Origin of the sequence: Trichlorobacter ammonificans, from assembly GCF_933509905.1 — a bacterium.
In the GTDB taxonomy this organism is placed as follows: domain Bacteria; phylum Desulfobacterota; class Desulfuromonadia; order Geobacterales; family Pseudopelobacteraceae; genus Trichlorobacter; species Trichlorobacter ammonificans.
In genome coordinates, this window is record NZ_OW150024.1 from 3,017,722 (window position 1) to 3,035,227 (window position 17,506).

The following is a 17,506-nucleotide window of genomic DNA, read 5'->3' on the forward strand; positions in this document are numbered from 1 at the left end:
CTATTGGGCCTGGTAATAGTAGCGGTTCAGATCCAGCAAACCGCCCCGCACCGGTTCGTCACGATTCAGCCGCTGCTGGAACCAGTCGTAGGTTTCCCAGAAACGGTCGTCACTACGGTTGATGCCGTAACGCGCGAGTCGCTCCAGGTCCCTGGAACTGCCTGAGAAATGAGCCATCAGATCGAAGAAATCGGGCAGCTCCTCTGCCCGGACGTCGAAGAAATAGTTGGGATAGGAACCGATCAGGCCGGGAATGAAGTCCACATCATCCCTGGCCGCGTTGAGCCGCCCATTCTCGCCAAGCAGAAACGCCACGTTGTCGTGCCAGCGGTTGACCACCAGCGACACCACCCGATCGGTGCCCTCGCGCTGACGGATGCGCAGGTAGGCCAGGTTGGCGTTGTAATCGTTGACCATGGCCACAAACGGCATGCCGGGTTTGGCCAGGGCGCGAAACGCTTTGAGATAGTCGTCGGTGCTGCTGAAGCTGGTGGGCAGCGGCGGATAGTCGACCCCGGCCCGCAGGTAGTTGATCGAATCAAAGGCAATGCCGGCGGCCGGCAGCAGATGGCGGTCCACCACCTGCTCAACGAGCTCCCGCTTGGGGTCGCCGGTGGCAAAGCCGATGCCGGACGGCAGGGCGGCGGGGTAGTAGCCCACCTTCTGCAGGTCCAGCCCCAGATACCAGGATTGCATGATGGTCTGCCGCTGTTCCGGCGGCAGGAAGTTGAGGAAGTAGCTTTCCCCCTCCATTCGCAGGGTATCCATGTAAAGCCGCAGCGCCAGCTGATGGGCCATATTGCCGTAGACGTCGAAACCGGCCACCAGAGCGTAGTAAATCCGCTCCAACAGCGGGTAGTCGATCACCCAGACCGTCTTGGGCAGCCCCCCCAGGGCCCCCTTGTGCACCGAGGCGTTGTCAAAGTGACGGTAGACCGTCAACAGCGGCGCATCGCCGGCACGGTTCCCCCGCCAGAGGGCCTCCAGTCCCAGACCGGCGTAGTGGCTGGCGGCGTAAAAGTCCTGACGGGCACGGTAAAAGGCCTGCGCTTCCTTGCTGTAGCGGTCGGTGACCGCCGAAAAGATTCCCATGTCGCTTCCCTGCTCGATCGGCATGCGCAACTTGTCCGCATGCAGCCGCAGGAAGCCGGGGTTGGTCACGGTCAGGTCGTGACGCGGGTCCATGAACATGACCCAGAAATGGTCATCGATCACGTTCAGGGCGATCTGGCCTTTGCAGACCGGGCCGTGAATGAAGGTCATGATGATGTACTGGACGTTGTCCAGCAGAAACTGGTAGCGGGAGCGGGGGGGAATCTGCTCGAAGGCCCGGAAGGGGTTGGCGCTCACCAGCGGATCGTATCCCACCAGCCGCGGCACCTGCAGCCAGTCCGGATCGATGAACAGCTCCTGCAGGCGCTTCATCCGGGCCTCGTCCAGCTCGAAGACCATATGGGTCTTGTGGACGATGGTGCTGTGGATTTTTCGGAACCGGTAGTAGACCCGCCCTACACCGGGGTCATCGTAGGGGCGCACGGTGGCGATCAGGTCGATCGGCATCCCCGGCGCGGTGCGGGAACGGACCAGCTCGTAAAACTCGTTGGTGCCGGTACCAAGGGTCAGGTGGGCCAGAAACAGATGCTCGTAGAGGTAGCGGGCGGTCATGCCGTGCTTGGCGTCGTCCCGATTCAGGAACGCCTCCCAGCGGGCAATGGCGGCGGCATCTGCCGGCTTGGGGCTGACCAGCTCGGCCTGCTGCACCTGATCCGGGCCTTTCGCTCCCTGCACCAGCCAGCCGGCAATGAGGTTAAACTCCTCCTGCTTCAGCGGTGGAAAGCCGAACGGCATGCCGTTGTTGGGATGTTTCGCCAGGTAGCTGCCCAGTTCATCCTGGTCTTTGGCACAGGTCAGGTCGTCGGCCTCGGAGCGATACTCCCCCGTGCTCCGGGGGTTCTTGATTTTGTGCGCCAGCATCTGGATCATCAGCGAATCGTTCAGGGTGCCGGAAACCGTACTGCTGGTAACACTGGTGAAACCTTTGGTGCGCCACTGCTCCGTTGTCTGCGCATCGGCGAACAGGCGGGTCGGCTCCATGCTGTGCAGGCGGGTGCCGTTGTAGACCGCCTGCCGGGAGGCTCCCCGGTCCACACCCTCGAAGGAATCCAGCTTCAGTTGGCAGGGAGAGTTGTAGCAGGAGTGGCAGACGGTGCAGCGCTTGTCGAGAAGCGGCTTGACCTCGCGCTGGTAGTCGATGGCGCGGGTGGGGAGCTGCACCGTCACCGGCGGCAGGGCCTTGGAGAGACAGCCGGACAGCAGGAGCACCGGACAGAGGATCAACAGCAGGCGAACAGTGACGGCAGGGAGCATCGGCACACTCCTCCTCGGCGGGTGCCGGGGAAATAAAAAAGGTCACGAAAATCGTGACCTTGTCTGAATAAAAATATGGCGGAGAGGGAGGGATTTGAACCCTCGGTACGGGATTAGCGTACACACGATTTCCAATCGTGCTCCTTCAGCCGCTCGGACACCTCTCCGCAGAAGGGTCCTGATTTTTACACCAGCCGGTTGAAATTGTCCAGTGTTTTGATGCCCCGGCCTCAAAGAAATACCTCCAGCGCCGTTGCCGCCAGAAAGGTCAGGCTGATATAGCCGTTCATGGTGAAAAAGGCCGCATCCAGCTTGGTGAGGTCGCCGTTGCGCAGCAGCAGGTGTTCGTACAACAGCAGGGCCGCCACGAGCAGGCTGCCCGCCATGAACCACCCCCCCAAGTGCAGGAGCGCCATCAGCCAGGCCAGCAGGGCCAGGGTCACCAAGTGAAACAGGCGAGCCAGCCAGAGGGAACCGCTCACTCCCAGGGCCACCGGAATGGAGTGCAGCCCGGCCTGCCGGTCGAACTCCAGGTCCTGCAGGGCGTAGAGGATGTCGAAGCCGGCCACCCAAAAGAGCACCATCAGCCCCAGCACCACGGCCGGCAGCTCGATGGCCCCCCGCAAGGCCGCCCAGGCCCCCATCGGCGCCGCCGCCAGGCAGATCCCCAGCACGACATGGGCCAGGGCGGTGAAGCGTTTGCAGTAAGAGTAGAGCACCAGAAAGAACAGGGCAACCGGCGCCAGCTTGAGACAGAGCGGGTTCAGCATGGCTGCCGACCAGAACATGAGCGCCGTCGAAACGACAATGGCCGCCAGCACCACCTGTCGGGAAAGCAGGCCGGCCGGGATGGCGCGACCGGCGGTACGGGGGTTGCGGGCGTCGATGGCGGCATCGATCAGGCGGTTCATCGCCATGGCGCCGGTGCGGGCCCCCACCATGGCCAGAACGATGAAGAACAGTTGTCGTCCGCTGGGCAGCCCGCGCGCCGCCAGCAGGGCTCCGGACAGGGCAAAGGGAAGGGCGAAGATGGTGTGGGAGAACTTGATCATCTCCATGAATACGACAATATTCCGCAGCAAAGCAGCCATGGACAACCTCGGGATCAGTCAGGGGGTTACGACATCTATCTACACCATGCGACCCGCTTCTGTCAGCCAAATACCATTGACTTCCGCGGTCGATGCAGCTAAATTGCCGGTTCGTTTGAAAAAATGCCTGCTACAGGCACTGAATGAAGGAGTGTGTCATGAACACCCGTTTTCTTGATGCCTGCTGGGGAAAGCCGGTTGACCGCACCCCGGTCTGGCTGATGCGCCAAGCTGGCCGTTACCTCCCCGAATACATGGCTGTCCGCTCCAAGTGCAGCTTCCTCGAGCTGTGCAAGACCCCGGACCTGGCTGCCGAGGTGACTATCCAGCCGGTGGACATCCTGGGGGTCGATGCCGCCATCCTCTTTTCCGACATCCTGACCCCGGTGGAGCCGATGGGGCTCAAGCTGGACTTCGTCCCCGGGCCGGTCTTCGAAAACCCGGTACGGACCATGGCCGATGTGGAACGGCTGCGCATTCCCGACCCCGAAGCCGACGTTCCCTACGTGCTGGAAGCCATCCGCATCCTGCGCCGCGAGCTGGCCGCCAAGGTGCCGTTGATCGGCTTCGGCGGGGCGCCGTTCACCCTGGCCTGCTACATGGTGGAAGGGAAGGGCTCCAAGGACTGGGCCACCATCAAGCGGATGATGTACGCCGCCCCCGACGTCTACGCCGCCCTGATGGAAAAAGTGACCATGATGGATATGGAGTACCTGAATGCCCAGATCCGGGCCGGCGCCCAGGCGATCCAGATTTTCGACACCTGGGGCGGCGTGCTCTCTCCCACCGACTACGAGCGCTACGCACTCCCCTACACCACCAAACTGATCAACGGCCTGAATCGTCAGAACACGCCGGTGATTCACTTCGTCAAAGGGGCCGGCACCATGCTGCCCACCGTGCAGAAGGCCGGTAGCGACGTCATGGGGCTGGACTGGCATGTCAACCTGGGCACCGCCCGGGACCAGCTGGGACCGAAAACGGCGGTGCAGGGAAACCTGGACCCCACGGTGCTCTATGCCTCCAAGGAGATCATCGAGCGAGAAGTCAAGCGGGTGCTGGACGAGAACGCCGGCCGCCCCGGCCACATCTTCAACCTGGGCCACGGCATCCTGCCCACGGTGCCGCCGGAAAACGCCATTCATATGGTGGAGTGCGTGCACCGGCTTTCCCAGAGGTAAGCAGCCATGTCCATCAGCATGAAGAACGTCGTAGTGTTCGTCACCGACTTGGGACGGGCCAAGAGCTTTTACGCCGATCAGCTGGGGCTTCCCCTGGCCGGTGAAACCCAGATGCTGCTGGAGTTCTTTCCCGCTACCGGCACCACCCTGGGGATCGCCCTGGCGTTGCAGGACGAGGCCCGCAAGCTGGTGGGACGCCACTCCGGCATCACCCTGCGGGTCAGCGGCATCGAAAAACTCTGCGAACGTTTGAAGGGCAGCGGCGTGACCTTTGTCGAGGACCTGGAGGTCTCCCCCTGGGGTAAGATGGCCGTCATTGCCGATCCGGACGGGAACCAATTCGCCCTGGTGGAATTGCCCGATGCTCTGCGTTGACGGCACCCTGCTGGATCAGCTGACCGACAAGGCGCGGCAGTCGCCGCGGCTGCGGATGAACCACAACTTCCATCCCGCCGACGATGCCGCCTGCCATCGGCTGTTGAATGCCGTCGAGCCGGGCTCCTACATCCGCCCCCACCGCCACCTGGACCGGGAGAAGGACGAGACCTTCGTGCTGATCCGCGGCGCCCTCGGCGTCCTCACTTTTACCGACGACGGCAGCGTGGCCGCAACCACGCTGCTGATCGCCGGTACCGACACCTGTATCGTCACCATCCCCCACGGTGTCTGGCATACCGCGGTCAGCCTCGCACCGGGCACCATCTTCTTCGAAGCAAAAGCCGGCCCCTACCTCCCCTTTACCGAACAGGAAACGGCCTCCTGGGCGCCAACGGCCGATGCCGTCGAGGCCCCCGCCTACCTTCGGTCGTTTTGCGCCTCCTTCTCTGCCTCATAGGCCTGATGCTGCTGCTACCGCCCCCGGTCGGGGCGGCACAGCGGATGCGTCCTTACAGCGGCATCGGGGTTCTGTCGATCAGCACCGTCGGCTTGACCGCTCCGATCCCATTCTACAATGAGCCGGGGCTGGTACGCAGCGGCACCCTGGCGCCCCTCGCGGCACAGCGCCTGAACGACTGGCTGTTCACCGCCGTCCCGGACCGGGTCGTGCTACTGGTGAAAGCCCGCAAAGGGGACTGGCTGCGGGTGGAGCGAGACGATGCCGGCCGCGAGTCCTGGCTGCTCGTGCAGCGGCACTGGCGCTACACCCCCTGGCCCCAGTTTCTCAAAGGAGCCCAGGTGGTTTTTCTCCCCAACAGCCCCAAACGGTTGATGCAGGTGGTCCCCCAGCCCGAAGCGCTCCAGGGGACGCCGCGGCCGGCGACGGCGCCGCCGATGCGGGTGGTCATGGTGCAGGGGGACTGGGCCTATGTCCTGCTGGACGCCTCCAGCGCCGGCTGGATTCGCTGGCGGGAGGCTGACGGTCGCCTGCTGGTCGGTTTCCCCGGCGAACCGATGCAGCAGTAAAAATCTCATTGACCTGCCTTTGGCCGGTGTGGTAAGTGATGCTCCCCATGAACTATCAGATCGCATCAGCAGCACGAGCTATCACCGCCGCGGCGACCAGCGCCGCGGAGTTTGCTGCTGCCCGCTGATCGCGACCGTTTTTAAGATTTCGAACAGCCGCAGGCACGCAGCCTGCGGCTGTTTCTGTTTTGACACTCTGCATTTCAATCACACAAAGGAGCACAAACAGATGCGCGTCCAACTCGTCCCCCCCGGTACCGGAGAACTGACCTACGAAATCAGGAATATCGTCAATGTCGCCGAGAAACTGCAGAAGTGCGGCGTCACCATCAACTGGGAAAACATCGGCGACCCCATCGTCAAGGGGGAGCAGATCCCGGCATGGATGAAGCGGATCGTGGCCGACGCCGTGATGCAGAATGACACCTGGGGTTACTGCCACACCCGCGGCGTGCTGAAGACCCGCGAGTTCATCTGCGAGCAGACCAACAGCCGCGGCGGCGCCCACATCACCCCCGAGGACATCATCTTCTTCAACGGCCTGGGCGACGCCATCGCCAAGATTTACGGCTGTCTCACCCCCGAGGCGCGGGTACTGATGCCTTCCCCCTCCTATACCACGCACACCCTCGGCGAGATCGGCCATGCCCATGCTCCGTCGCTCCATTTCCGTCTCAACCCGGAATCGGGATGGGCGCCGGACCTGGAGGAACTGCGGGCACAGGTACGCAACAACCCCGGCGTCTGCGCCATCATGATCATCAACCCCGACAATCCTACCGGCATGGTCTACCCCAGGGAAACCCTGCAGGCCATCGTCGATATCGCCCGGGAATTCGGCCTCTTCATCATCGCCGACGAGGTGTACACCAAGGTGGTCTACAACGGTCAGACCACCGTGCCGATCAGCGACGTTATCGGCGACGTGCCGGCCATCAGCCTGAAGGGGATTTCCAAGGAGTTCCCCTGGCCCGGCTCCCGCTGCGGCTGGATCGAGGTCTACAACGGCCAGTCCGATGACCAGTTCCGCAAGTACATCAACCTGATCCTCACCGCCAAGATGAACGAGGTCTGCTCCACCACCCTGCCCCAGAGCGTCATTCCGGCCATCATGCAACATCCGGAATACCAGACCTACCTGCGGGAGCGGATCGCCCTGTACGAAACCTCCAGCAACATCACGTACAACTTCTTGAAAGAAGTGCCGGAACTGCTGGTGAACCGCACCAACGGCGCCTTTTACATGGCCGTCGCCTTCAGGGACGGGGTGCTGAACAACCGCCAGAGCCTGCCGATCGCCGACAACGAGGTGCGCAGCCTGGTGGAGTCGCTGGTCAACCAGCCGGGGGTTTCGCCGGACAAGCGCTTTGTGTATTATACCCTGGCCGCCACCGGCATCTGCACCGTGCCGCTCTCCTCCTTCGCCACCAGCCTCCAAGGGTTCCGGGTGACGCTGCTGGAGCGCGACCCGGCGGAAACGGAGCGGATCTACCGGACCCTGGCGGAAAAAATTCGCCAGTATATCGCCTCCTAGGATTACCGGCATGGAATTCAATCATTTCGACAGCCAGGGGCAGGCGATCATGGTGGATGTCAGCGCCAAGCAGCCGACCCTGCGCACCGCCGTTGCCGAGGCCGTGGTGAGCATGTCGCCCCCTCTTGCCGAACGGGTGATTAACAGCGGCAGCGCCAAGGGGGATGTGCTGGGGGTGGCCCGTCTGGCCGGCATTGCGGCGGTCAAGCGGACACCGGAGCTGATTCCCCTGTCCCACCCCCTGGCGGTCCACCATGTGGCGGTCGAATTCCTGCCCGACACCGCTGCCGGCCGTATCGCCATCCGCTGCACGGTGCGGGCCTTCGAGCGGACCGGCGTGGAGATGGAGGCGATGACCGGCGCCTCCGTGGCGGCCCTCACGGTCTACGATATGGTCAAGGGGGCGGACAAGAGCGTAGCGATCGCCGGAATCCGCCTGCTGTTCAAGGAAGGCGGCAAAAGCGGCACCTACCGGCGGGAGGAAGTGCCATGAGGGTAGCCATCCTGACCCTGAGCGACAAAGGTTCCCGGGGAGAGCGGCAGGATGCCAGCGGTCCGGCCCTGGCCGCCTGGTTGACGGAGCAGGGCTGCAGCGTTGTCGCCACCGCCATCCTGCCGGACGAGCAGCGGGAAATCGCCGCCATGCTTGCGGACTGGGCCGACCGGGACCGGGCCGACCTGATCCTGACCACCGGTGGCACCGGCGTCTCCCCCCGCGACATCACCCCGGAAGCCACGGCAGCGGTGGTGGAACGGGTCATCCCCGGCATCGGTGAACTGATGCGCCTGCGCTCCCTGGAGGTAACGAAGACTGCCATGCTTTCCCGGGCCATGGCCGGTATCCGGCGACAGAGCCTGATCATCAACCTCCCCGGCAGTCCCAAGGGGGCGGTGGAGTGCCTGGAAGCGGTCTGGCAGCTCATCCCCCACGCCGTGGAAAAGATTCGCGGCGACCAGCGCGACTGCGCCGGACGGTTCTGACCACCGATGTTCTCCCGTACCCTCCTCATCACCACCCTCCCCGGAGCCCCGTCGCTGCCGTGAGAATCAAACGCCTCGAAATAGCAGGGTTTAAAAGCTTCGCCGACCGGGTGGTGCTGGACTTCCAGCAGGGGGTCACCGGCGTGGTGGGTCCCAACGGCTGCGGCAAGTCCAACATTGTGGATGCTATCCGCTGGTGCATGGGGGAGCAATCGGCCAAGAACCTGCGCGGCAAGGCGATGGAGGACGTCATCTTCGCCGGCAGCGAGTCCCGTAAACCCCTGGGGATGGCCGAAGTTTCCCTGGTCTTCTCCACGGAGGACGGCCGGGCCCCTGCCAAATACCTCGATTTTGCAGAAATTCAGCTTACCCGCCGTCTCTACCGGGACGGCGAAAGCGAATACCTGCTGAACAAGACCCCCTGCCGTCTGCTGGACATCACCGAACTGTTCATGGATACCGGCGTCGGTACCCGCGCCTACTCCATCATCGAACAGGGCAAGATCGGCCAGATTCTCCACTCCCGCCCCGAAGAGCGGCGGCTGCTGATCGAGGAGGCGGCCGGCGTCACCCGCTACAAGGCCCGCAAGCAGCTGGCTCTGAAAAAGATTGAAAGCACCCGCCAGAACCTGCTGCGCTTAAACGACCTGATCGGCGAGATCAGGCGCCAGTTGGGCTCGCTGCAGCGCCAGGCCAAGAAGGCGGAAAAGTTCAAGGAGCACCGGCAGGAACTGCGCGACCTGGAGCTGTGCTCCCTGCTGTACCGCGGCCGCCAGGTGCAGGCCGAGCGGGCCGAGGCGGAACAGGAGTTGGCCCGCCTGAACGAGCGGATGCAGAGCGCCTTTGGCGCCGTGACCCAGGCGGAAAGCCGGATGGAGGAGGATCGACTTTCCATCCTTGAGGCGGAAAAAGCGCTGAACTGCGCCCAGGAGGAGCTGTACCGCTGGCGGAGTGACGGTGCTGCCTGCGAAAACGGTCTGCAGTTCCGCCACAAAGAACTGACGGCACTGGAGGAGCGGCTGCTCCGCCTGGATGAGGAGCTGGCCTCCCTGGCTTTCAGCACGGAAGGCACGGTAGCCCAGCAGACCGACACCGCCGCACGTCTTCAGGAAATCCAGCAACGGCTCGGCGAAGCTGAGATTGAGCTGACCACTGCCCAGGAATCGCTGAAGGAACGGGAGGCCGGCTTTGAAGCAGCACGCGCTGCCGTTGAACAGGGGCGCCGGGAACTCTTCACCGTCATGGCCGAGGCAAACCGCTGCCGCAGCCAGGCCGACGCCCTCAGAAAGCGGCAGGTGGCCCTTGCGGAGCAGCGGGCGCGGTACGAACAGGAACAGGGCGGCCTCAGCGGGCGGCTGGCGGAGCTGACCGCACAGCGTACCACCCTGGAGGCGGCCCGGTCCGGGCTGGAGCAGCGTCGCCGCGACATCGCCGTTGCCATCGAAACCCTTACGGTGCGGGAACAGCAGGTGAAGCAGCAGGTACCTGAGGCGGAGAAACGCTGGCAGCAGTGCCACGACGAGTTGAACCGGACCGTGTCCCGTCTGAAGTCGCTGCAGGAGCTGGAGGCCCAGTTCGAGGGGTACGGCCACGGTGTCCGGACCCTGCTGAAGGATGCACCGCTACGCCAACGCCTGGACGGGATGCTGGCGGATCGCCTGGAGGTACCGGAGGAGCTTGAGGCGGCCCTTGAAGCGGTTCTGGGAGACCGCCTGCAGACGGTCCTCTGCCGCGCACCGGACGATGCCCTGGAAAGCCTGTCCTACCTCCGCGCCAAGGGCGGCCGGGCGCAGCTGGCCCTGCCGTGCGGCGTCGTGCCCGCTCTTCAGCAGGTCGCCGACCCCCGGGCCCTGCCACTGCTGGGTCGGGTCACGGCACCGGATTCGGTACGGGGACTGCTGGCCCGCCTGCTGGCTGAGACCTACCGGGTGGACCGGCTGGAAACCGCTCTTGAGCTGGGGCAGCAGTATCCCCATGCCACCTTTGTCACGACCGACGGCGACCTGGTGACCATGGGCAGCCTGATCAGCGGCGGCTCCGGCGAACCGGTGCAGTCCGGCATCATCCACAAAAAGCGGGAGATCAAGGCGCTGGAGGAGCGAGTCGGTATCCTTGAGGCCGCGCTGGTGGAGCACGACCGGGAACGGCGGGAGTTGCGGGAAGCAGCCCAGGAGATCGCCCAGGAACTGGCAGCTGCCCGGAACGACCTGCACGGCGCGGAACTGGAACTGGCCGGTTTGACCAAGGATCTGCACCAGACGGCCGGCGAACTGGAGCGGACCGGTGATCGACTGAAGCTGAACGCCCTTGACCTGGACAACCTCGCCGAGGAGGCGGAACGGCTCCATGAGGAGCTGGAGACCCTGACCACCACCGGCGGGGAAGCGGACCAGCGCACCCGGCAGCTTGAGGCGCACCTGGCCGAGCAGGGAAGCGGCCTGGAGGAGCAAAATCAGGCGTTGGCACTGGAGCGGGAACGGCTGACGGCCCTGCGGGTCTCCCATGCGACCCTGCGGGAGCAGATCGAATCGCTGCAGCGGGGTACCGCCGCCGTGGCGTCCCGGCTCCAGGAGTTGGAGCAGCGCTTCCGCCAGCGCACCGAGGAACGCTCCGCAGCCCGTGATCAACGGCAGACCCTGCTGCAGGAAATCGAAACCGAAGAGGTCCGGCTCAAGGAGCTCCTGGCACGGCAACTTCAGCTGGAGGAGCGTCTCCGTGCCCTGCGGGAGGCGTACGAGGCCGCCGGCGCCCGGCTGGCGGAGAGCGATGCCGCGGCGCGGACCTGCCGGGCGGAGAGCGAAGCGGTTCGCCAGCAACAGGTGGCGGCGACCCTGCGCTGCTCATCGCTCACCCTGCAGCTTGATAACCTGGACCAGAATCTACAGGAGCGGCACCGGCTCTCCCTGGCCGACCAGGAGGGACACCCCGACGTCAGCACCTTCGACGAAGCCGCGGCCCGGCTCCGCCAGCAGGAGTTGGAGCGGGTTCTGGAGGAGCTGGGGGATGTCAACCTGATGGCCATTGAGGAGTATGCCGGCATGGAGGAACGCCATCGCTTTCTGGCGGAGCAGAAGGCCGACCTCGAAGAGTCGGTGCAGGACCTGCAGCAGGCGATCCAGAAGATCAACAAAACCACCCGCAAGCGCTTTTTCGACACCTTCACCCAGGTCAACGCCCAGTTCAGCGAGATTTTCCCCCGCCTGTTCTGCGGCGGCCGGGCCGAACTGCGCCTCACCGACGAGCAGGACCTGTTGGAGACCGGCATCGACATCATCGTGCAGCCGCCGGGCAAAAAACTGTCAAACGTCATGCTGCTCTCCGGAGGAGAGAAAGCCCTGACTGCCGTGGCACTGATCTTCGCCATCTTCCTGATCAAGCCGACCCCGTTCTGCCTGCTGGACGAGGTGGATGCCCCCCTGGACGACGCCAACATCGGCCGCTTCAACGAAATGGTGCGGGAGATGAGCGCCATTTCCCAGTTCATCATCATCACCCACAACAAAACCACCATGGCCGTGGCCGACACCCTCTACGGCGTCACCATGGAGGAGCCCGGCGCATCGCGGCTCGTCTCGGTCAAACTCCATTAAGGTTGCTCAACAGCACGCGAACGTACATTACCGGTTGTCAATAACCGGCCGGTTCTGCTATTTTTTCTCCGTTTGACCCAACGTTGCGGAGAGCCTGCCATGCCGTTTCGAGCGATTCTGAAGGATCTGGTGGACGCGGTTCCCCATGCCGTCGGCGCCATCCTGGTGGACTGGGAGGGAGAAGCGGTGCAGGAATACTGCCACTGCACCCCCTACGACATCCGCTTCGTCGCCGCTCACCAGGGGGTGGTGCTGGCACGCTTGCGGGACAGCCACCGTCGCAACCTGGGTGGCAGCATCGAGGAGGTCTGCATGTCGTCGGAACATCAGCATCTGCTGATCCGGGTGATTGACCCCGACTACTCGCTGGTAGTGCAACTGCAGCGTCCCGCGTCGCTGGCCTCGGCCCGCTACCATGCTGTCAGGGCCATAGAACGGATTCGAGAGGTACTGTAATGAGTGATGAACAAGGCGGTTTTTTCAAGGGGCTGCTGAAACGGGTCACGGGAGCGCCAGCCCCTGCCGAGCCGCCGGAGCCGGGGACTGCGCCGCCCGCCACGCCGGAAGCGCCGGGCTTCTTCACCCGCCTGAAAAACGGGCTGAAAAAGACCACCGATGGTCTGGTGGGGCGGATCGATGCGCTGGTACTGGGCAAAAAGGAGATTAATGCGGACACCCTGGAGGAGTTGGAGGAAATTCTGATCACCTCCGATATCGGTGTTGCGACCACGGTGGAACTGATCCGGGCCCTTGAGCAACGCCTGTCCCGTCAGGAACTGAAGGACGGCCAGGCCCTGAAGTCGGCCCTGAAGGAGGAACTGCTCAGCCGTCTGCTGGCCTGTCACCAGTCCTTCCGGCCCGAGGGGGCCACTCCCTTCGTGGTGCTGGTAGTGGGGGTGAACGGCGTCGGCAAGACCACCACCATCGGCAAGCTGGCAGCGCGGTACGCCGCAGAAGGGAAACGGGTACTGCTGGCGGCGGGAGACACCTTCCGGGCAGCGGCGGCCGAACAGCTTGTCGTCTGGGGGGAACGGGCCGGCGTCGAGGTGATCCGCCACCAGGAGGGGGCCGATCCCTCGGCGGTGGCCTTCGATGCCTGCAAGGCGGCCGTGGCGCGGAAAACCGACCTGCTGATCATCGACACCGCCGGCCGGTTGCACACCAAGGTGAACCTGATGGAGGAAATGAAGAAAATCCGGCGGGTGATCGAGCGGGAGATTCCCGGTGCACCCCACGAAACCCTGCTGGTGCTGGACGCCGCCACCGGTCAGAACGCCCTCTCCCAGGCCCGTCTGTTCAAGGAGGCGGCCGGCGTCTCCGGCCTGGCCCTGACCAAGCTGGACGGCACTGCCAAAGGCGGTATCATTGTGGCCATTTCCCGCGAATGCGCCCTGCCGGTCCGCTTCATCGGTATCGGCGAATCGGTTGACGACCTGCGGGACTTTGATCCACAGGAGTTTGTCAATGCCCTCTTCCAGGCATAGCCAAGGCTCTCTTTTCAGGGACTTCCCCCAAATGGCTCTTGACTTAGTTCAAGAAAATCAATATATTATTGAACCTTCGCAAGGAGAAGCACCGATGGGAACTGATTTGTTTGAAAAGCTGGAGACGAAAATCGGTGAGCTGGTGGCCCGCCACGGCGCACTGAAAGAAGAAAACCTGCGACTGGCCGAGGAGAACACTCGGCTCATGCAGGAGCGCGAAACGCTCAAGGAGCGCATCGACGCCATCCTGAGCAAGCTCGACGATCTGTAGGCTCCATGAAGACGACCTATCAACTGACCGTGCTGGGACGGGACATTCCGGTCAGGAGCTCGGCACCCGAGGAGCAGGTGCGGGCGGTCGAAACCTTTGTCAACTCCCGTCTTGCCGATATACAAAACCGTATGGCGGTGGCGGATTCCCAGCTGGTGGCGATCCTGGCTCTGTTGAATCTCGCCGAGGCCTACCTGGAGCAGCAGGCAGCTCCCCGGACGGACACAGCCGCTCTCGACGCCCGGATACACCGTCTGCTGGAGCGCCTTGAAACAGCGCTGGAAACCCCCGGTCTCTTCAGGGAGACTTGATATATATACCAACGCGTAACCGGTTGTACCTTTGTTCAGTTTCCGCAGGCTTCCTGCGTACTGATACCCGCACTGGCCTATATATCCTCGCCGTGAAAGGAACGGTTGACGCCCCGCGCGACGCTGCGCGGTTCACGTCCCTCCGCACCCCTTTCGCCCCTGCCTGAAGGAACCGACCCCGCGTCTGCCGGGACTATTTCTCGTTGTTTTTTGAGGGGCGCCATGCCCAAAACCAGCCTGAGGCGTACCTTGCTGCGCTGCCGCGGCGAGATGGAACCGGGTGCCTGGCGACAGGCGAGCCGCAGTGCTCAGGAGCGGCTGCTGAACCTTGATCTGTTCGCCCAGGCCGGCTGCATCGCCCTGTATGCGCCGATCCGCAACGAGATCGACACCGCGTTGCTGCACGCGGAGGCGCTACGTAACGGCAAGCGGGTTTTCTACCCCCGCATCTGCGGTGAGGAGATGCTCTTTGCGGAGGTAACGGACCGCACTCCTCTGGAGCCGGGAGCGTTCGGCATCCCCGAACCCTGCGCCGTCGGCAGGGGATATCCGGCCGATATCGCGGACCTGCTGGTGATACCAGGGGTTGCCTTCGATCATGTCGGTCACCGGATCGGTTTCGGCAAGGGATACTACGACCGGTGTCTCGCCCGCCTGTCCAGGCCGGTGGCACTGGTGGGCCTGTGTCACGATTTTCAGCTGCTGGAGCGGCTGCCCGCCGAAGGCCACGATATCAGGATGCAGTATGTTGTGACGGACCAGCGGCTTATCGACAGCAGGAACCGGCCCTCCGAGCGGCCGGATGATCATATAGGAGGAGGACAGAAAACATGATGACCAGTATTATCATGGCGTTGATAATCGTCGCTGTCGCGGGGGTGGCCTATGTTGCCGGCAACCGCTTCGGCCGGAAGAGTACGGAGGGGATTGTCGGCCAGGCGGAGGAGCTGGCGGCAAAAATGCTGGAAGATGCCCGCCGCGAAGCCGACACCATCGCCAAGGAGGCGGAGCTGCAGGCAAAGGATGCCGCGCTGGCCGCCAAGGAGCAGGCAGAAAACGAACTGAAGGAGAAAAAACGGGAGATCCAGTCTCAGGAACGGCGTCTGCAGCAGAAGGAAGAGCACCTGGACAAGAAGGCGGTACTGGTTGACCAGAAGGAAATGGACCTGCTCAAGAAGGAGCAGGGCGTCGTCACCCGTGAGCAGGGGATTGTCACCCGGGAAGAGGAGTTGTCCCGCTCCCTGGACGAGCAGAAGGCCCGCCTGGAACAAATCTCCGGCATGTCGGCGGATGACGCGAAGGCCACCTTGATGGCGGCCATGGAAAGCGAAGCCCGCCACGACGCCGCCAAACGGGTCCGCCAGATCGAGGAAGAGGCCCGCGAAACCGCCGACAAGAAGTCAAAAGAAATCATCGCCTCGGCCATTCAGCGCTATGCCGGGGAATATGTTTCGGAAAAATGCGTTTCGGTCGTGCCGCTCCCCTCGGACGAGATGAAGGGCCGGATCATCGGCCGCGAGGGGCGCAACATCCGCGCCCTGGAGGCAGCCACCGGCATCGACCTGATCATCGACGACACCCCGGAGGCGGTGATCCTCTCCGGCTTCAACCCGGTACGCCGTGAGGTGGCCCGGCTTTCCCTGGAAAAACTGCTCTCCGACGGCCGGATCCATCCGGGCCGCATCGAGGAAGTGGTGGCCAAATCCGAAGAAGAAGTTGAAAAAGCGATCAAGGAGGCCGGTGAGCAGGCGGCCTTCGACCTGGGGGTCCACGGCATCCACCCTGAAGTGCTCAAGCTGGTGGGGCGGCTCAAGTACCGCACCTCCTACACCCAGAACGTCTACCAGCACTCTCTGGAAGTGGCCTTTCTCTGCGGCATCATGGCCGCCGAACTGGGGATCAACGTCAAGCAGGCCAAGCGGGCCGGCCTGCTGCACGACCTGGGCAAGGCGGTTGACCACGAAGTGGAGGGCTCCCATGCCGTCATCGGCGCCGACCTGGCCCGTAAATACGGCGAGTCCCCCAAGATCGTCCACGCCATTGCCGCACACCACGAAGACGAAAAGCCGTCCACCATCCTGGCGGTGCTGGTGCAGGCGGCCGATGCCCTCTCCGGCGCCCGTCCCGGCGCCCGTCGCGAGATGATGGAGAGCTACGTGAAACGCCTGGAAGATCTGGAGCGGATCGCCACCTCCTTCGACGGCGTCCAAAGCTCCTTTGCCATCCAGGCGGGCCGGGAGATCCGGGTCATGGTCTCCAGCGAGAAGGTCTCCGACGACCACGCCACCCTGCTGGCCCGGGACATCGCCAAGAAAATTGAAAGCGAAATGACCTACCCCGGCATGATCAAGGTGAACGTGATCCGGGAAACCCGCGCCACCGAGTACGCCCGCTAGACAACTGCCGGCCTGCTAGCACGTCGTTGGTATCCGGCTTTTTCCGCGTGCCGGGATTTTCAGACTTTTGCCGTAACGTTTAAGGTGCTTGCATGTCCGTCCGTATTCTCTTCATAGGCGATATCGTCGGCAGCCCCGGCCGCAGCGCCATCAGCCGGGAACTGCACCGGCTGGTGGACCGCCACGCCGTTGATCTGGTGATCGCCAACGGCGAAAATGCCGCCGGCGGCTTCGGCATCACCCCGGACACGGCGGAGGAGCTGTTCCGCCAGGGGATTTGTCTGCTGACCAGCGGTAACCATATCTGGGACAAGAAAGACACCAGTGGCTTCCTGGACCGGGAAGAACGGATCATCCGCCCCCTTAACTACCCCCCCGGCACGCCGGGACGGGGGGCCGCCCTGGTGGAAACCCCCGGCGGCATCACGGTGGGGGTACTGAACCTGGAGGGGCGGGTTTACATGAAAAATCTGGACTGCCCCTTCCGGACCGCCGATGCGGAACTGGCACGGCTGAAAAAGATAACCCCCATCGTGCTGGTGGATATCCATGCCGAGGCCACTTCGGAAAAGAGCGCCCTGGGCTGGTACCTGGACGGCCGGGTCTCGGCGGTGGTGGGAACCCACACCCATGTCCAGACCGCCGACGAGCGGATTCTCCCCGGCGGCACCGCCTACCTGACCGACGTGGGGATGACCGGTTCCTTCGATTCGGTGATCGGTATCGACAAACATCAGGCGATCCAGCGGTTTCTGACCCAACAGCCGGTCAAGTTCGACGTCCCCAAGAAAGACCTGCGGATCAACGCCGTGGTGATCGGGGTGGAAACTGCCACCGGCAAAGCGGTCAGTATTGAACGGATCAATGTCCCCGTAGGATAGAAGGAGCTTGCAATG

At 63.5% G+C, this 17,506-nt stretch carries 17 protein-coding genes and 1 tRNA gene; 15 read left to right on the forward strand and 3 right to left on the reverse strand.

All coding sequences use genetic code 11. The features are described from left to right. From RAK07_RS13805 to RAK07_RS13815, 3 genes are all read right to left on the reverse strand, one after another. Positions 1–2,367 (reverse strand): fatty acid cis/trans isomerase, encoded by a 2,367-nt coding sequence (locus tag RAK07_RS13805; RefSeq protein WP_305733413.1) that lies wholly within the window; start codon positions 2,365–2,367, stop codon positions 1–3. Positions 2,368–2,443: 76 nt separating this feature from the next. After that, positions 2,444–2,534, reverse strand: a tRNA-Ser gene (locus RAK07_RS13810). A 63-nt stretch (positions 2,535–2,597) separates the two neighbouring features. Then, the gene (locus tag RAK07_RS13815; protein WP_305733414.1) at positions 2,598–3,458 is read right to left on the reverse strand and encodes a UbiA-like polyprenyltransferase; all 861 of its coding nucleotides are present in this window, start codon (positions 3,456–3,458) and stop codon (positions 2,598–2,600) included. 158 nt (positions 3,459–3,616) lie between these two features. Between RAK07_RS13815 and hemE the strand changes: the two genes are divergently transcribed. The 15 genes from hemE (at position 3,617) to RAK07_RS13890 (ending at position 17,491) form a co-directional block, all read left to right on the forward strand. Then, on the forward strand, positions 3,617–4,639 hold the full coding sequence (gene hemE / locus RAK07_RS13820; RefSeq protein ID WP_305733415.1) for a uroporphyrinogen decarboxylase: 1,023 nt from the start codon (positions 3,617–3,619) through the stop codon (positions 4,637–4,639). A 6-nt stretch (positions 4,640–4,645) separates the two neighbouring features. Next, the gene (locus tag RAK07_RS13825; RefSeq protein WP_305733416.1) at positions 4,646–5,014 is read left to right on the forward strand and encodes a VOC family protein; all 369 of its coding nucleotides are present in this window, start codon (positions 4,646–4,648) and stop codon (positions 5,012–5,014) included. Continuing rightward, positions 5,001–5,474 (forward strand): WbuC family cupin fold metalloprotein, encoded by a 474-nt coding sequence (locus tag RAK07_RS13830; RefSeq protein ID WP_305733417.1) that lies wholly within the window; start codon positions 5,001–5,003, stop codon positions 5,472–5,474. Before RAK07_RS13825 ends, RAK07_RS13830 begins: the two co-directional genes overlap by 14 nt. 44 nt (positions 5,475–5,518) lie before the next feature. Further along, positions 5,519–6,043, forward strand: coding sequence for a hypothetical protein (locus tag RAK07_RS13835; protein WP_305733418.1), 525 nt, complete (start codon positions 5,519–5,521; stop codon positions 6,041–6,043). A 229-nt stretch (positions 6,044–6,272) separates the two neighbouring features. Beyond that, positions 6,273–7,577 carry a pyridoxal phosphate-dependent aminotransferase gene (locus RAK07_RS13840; RefSeq protein ID WP_305733419.1) on the forward strand — a complete coding sequence of 435 codons (1,305 nt, stop codon included), beginning with the start codon at positions 6,273–6,275 and terminating at the stop codon, positions 7,575–7,577. Positions 7,578–7,587: 10 nt separating this feature from the next. Further along, positions 7,588–8,070: a cyclic pyranopterin monophosphate synthase MoaC gene (moaC, locus tag RAK07_RS13845; protein WP_305733420.1), complete on the forward strand. Its 483-nt coding sequence runs from the start codon at positions 7,588–7,590 to the stop codon at positions 8,068–8,070. Beyond that, positions 8,067–8,558, forward strand: coding sequence for a molybdopterin adenylyltransferase (mog, locus tag RAK07_RS13850; protein ID WP_305733421.1), 492 nt, complete (start codon positions 8,067–8,069; stop codon positions 8,556–8,558). The genes moaC and mog overlap by 4 nt, the downstream gene beginning before the upstream one ends. Positions 8,559–8,617: 59 nt before the next feature. After that, the gene (gene smc / locus RAK07_RS13855; RefSeq protein ID WP_305733422.1) at positions 8,618–12,148 is read left to right on the forward strand and encodes a chromosome segregation protein SMC; all 3,531 of its coding nucleotides are present in this window, start codon (positions 8,618–8,620) and stop codon (positions 12,146–12,148) included. A 99-nt stretch (positions 12,149–12,247) separates the two neighbouring features. Then, positions 12,248–12,604 carry a roadblock/LC7 domain-containing protein gene (locus tag RAK07_RS13860; protein ID WP_305733423.1) on the forward strand — a complete coding sequence of 119 codons (357 nt, stop codon included), beginning with the start codon at positions 12,248–12,250 and terminating at the stop codon, positions 12,602–12,604. Continuing rightward, entirely contained in the window at positions 12,604–13,632 is a 1,029-nt protein-coding gene (gene ftsY / locus RAK07_RS13865) for a signal recognition particle-docking protein FtsY (protein ID WP_305733424.1), read from the forward strand. Before RAK07_RS13860 ends, ftsY begins: the two co-directional genes overlap by 1 nt. Positions 13,633–13,726: 94 nt before the next feature. After that, positions 13,727–13,903: a cell division protein ZapB gene (locus RAK07_RS13870; RefSeq protein WP_305733425.1), complete on the forward strand. Its 177-nt coding sequence runs from the start codon at positions 13,727–13,729 to the stop codon at positions 13,901–13,903. A 5-nt stretch (positions 13,904–13,908) separates the two neighbouring features. Beyond that, positions 13,909–14,214 carry a cell division protein ZapA gene (locus tag RAK07_RS13875; RefSeq protein WP_305733426.1) on the forward strand — a complete coding sequence of 102 codons (306 nt, stop codon included), beginning with the start codon at positions 13,909–13,911 and terminating at the stop codon, positions 14,212–14,214. 222 nt (positions 14,215–14,436) lie between these two features. Then, positions 14,437–15,048: a 5-formyltetrahydrofolate cyclo-ligase gene (locus tag RAK07_RS13880; protein WP_305733427.1), complete on the forward strand. Its 612-nt coding sequence runs from the start codon at positions 14,437–14,439 to the stop codon at positions 15,046–15,048. Beyond that, positions 15,045–16,610, forward strand: a complete 1,566-nt coding sequence (gene rny, locus RAK07_RS13885; RefSeq protein WP_305733428.1) for a ribonuclease Y — start codon at positions 15,045–15,047, stop codon at positions 16,608–16,610. Before RAK07_RS13880 ends, rny begins: the two co-directional genes overlap by 4 nt. Before the next feature lie 92 nt (positions 16,611–16,702). Beyond that, entirely contained in the window at positions 16,703–17,491 is a 789-nt protein-coding gene (locus RAK07_RS13890) for a TIGR00282 family metallophosphoesterase (RefSeq protein WP_305733429.1), read from the forward strand. Positions 17,492–17,506 lie beyond the last annotated feature (15 nt).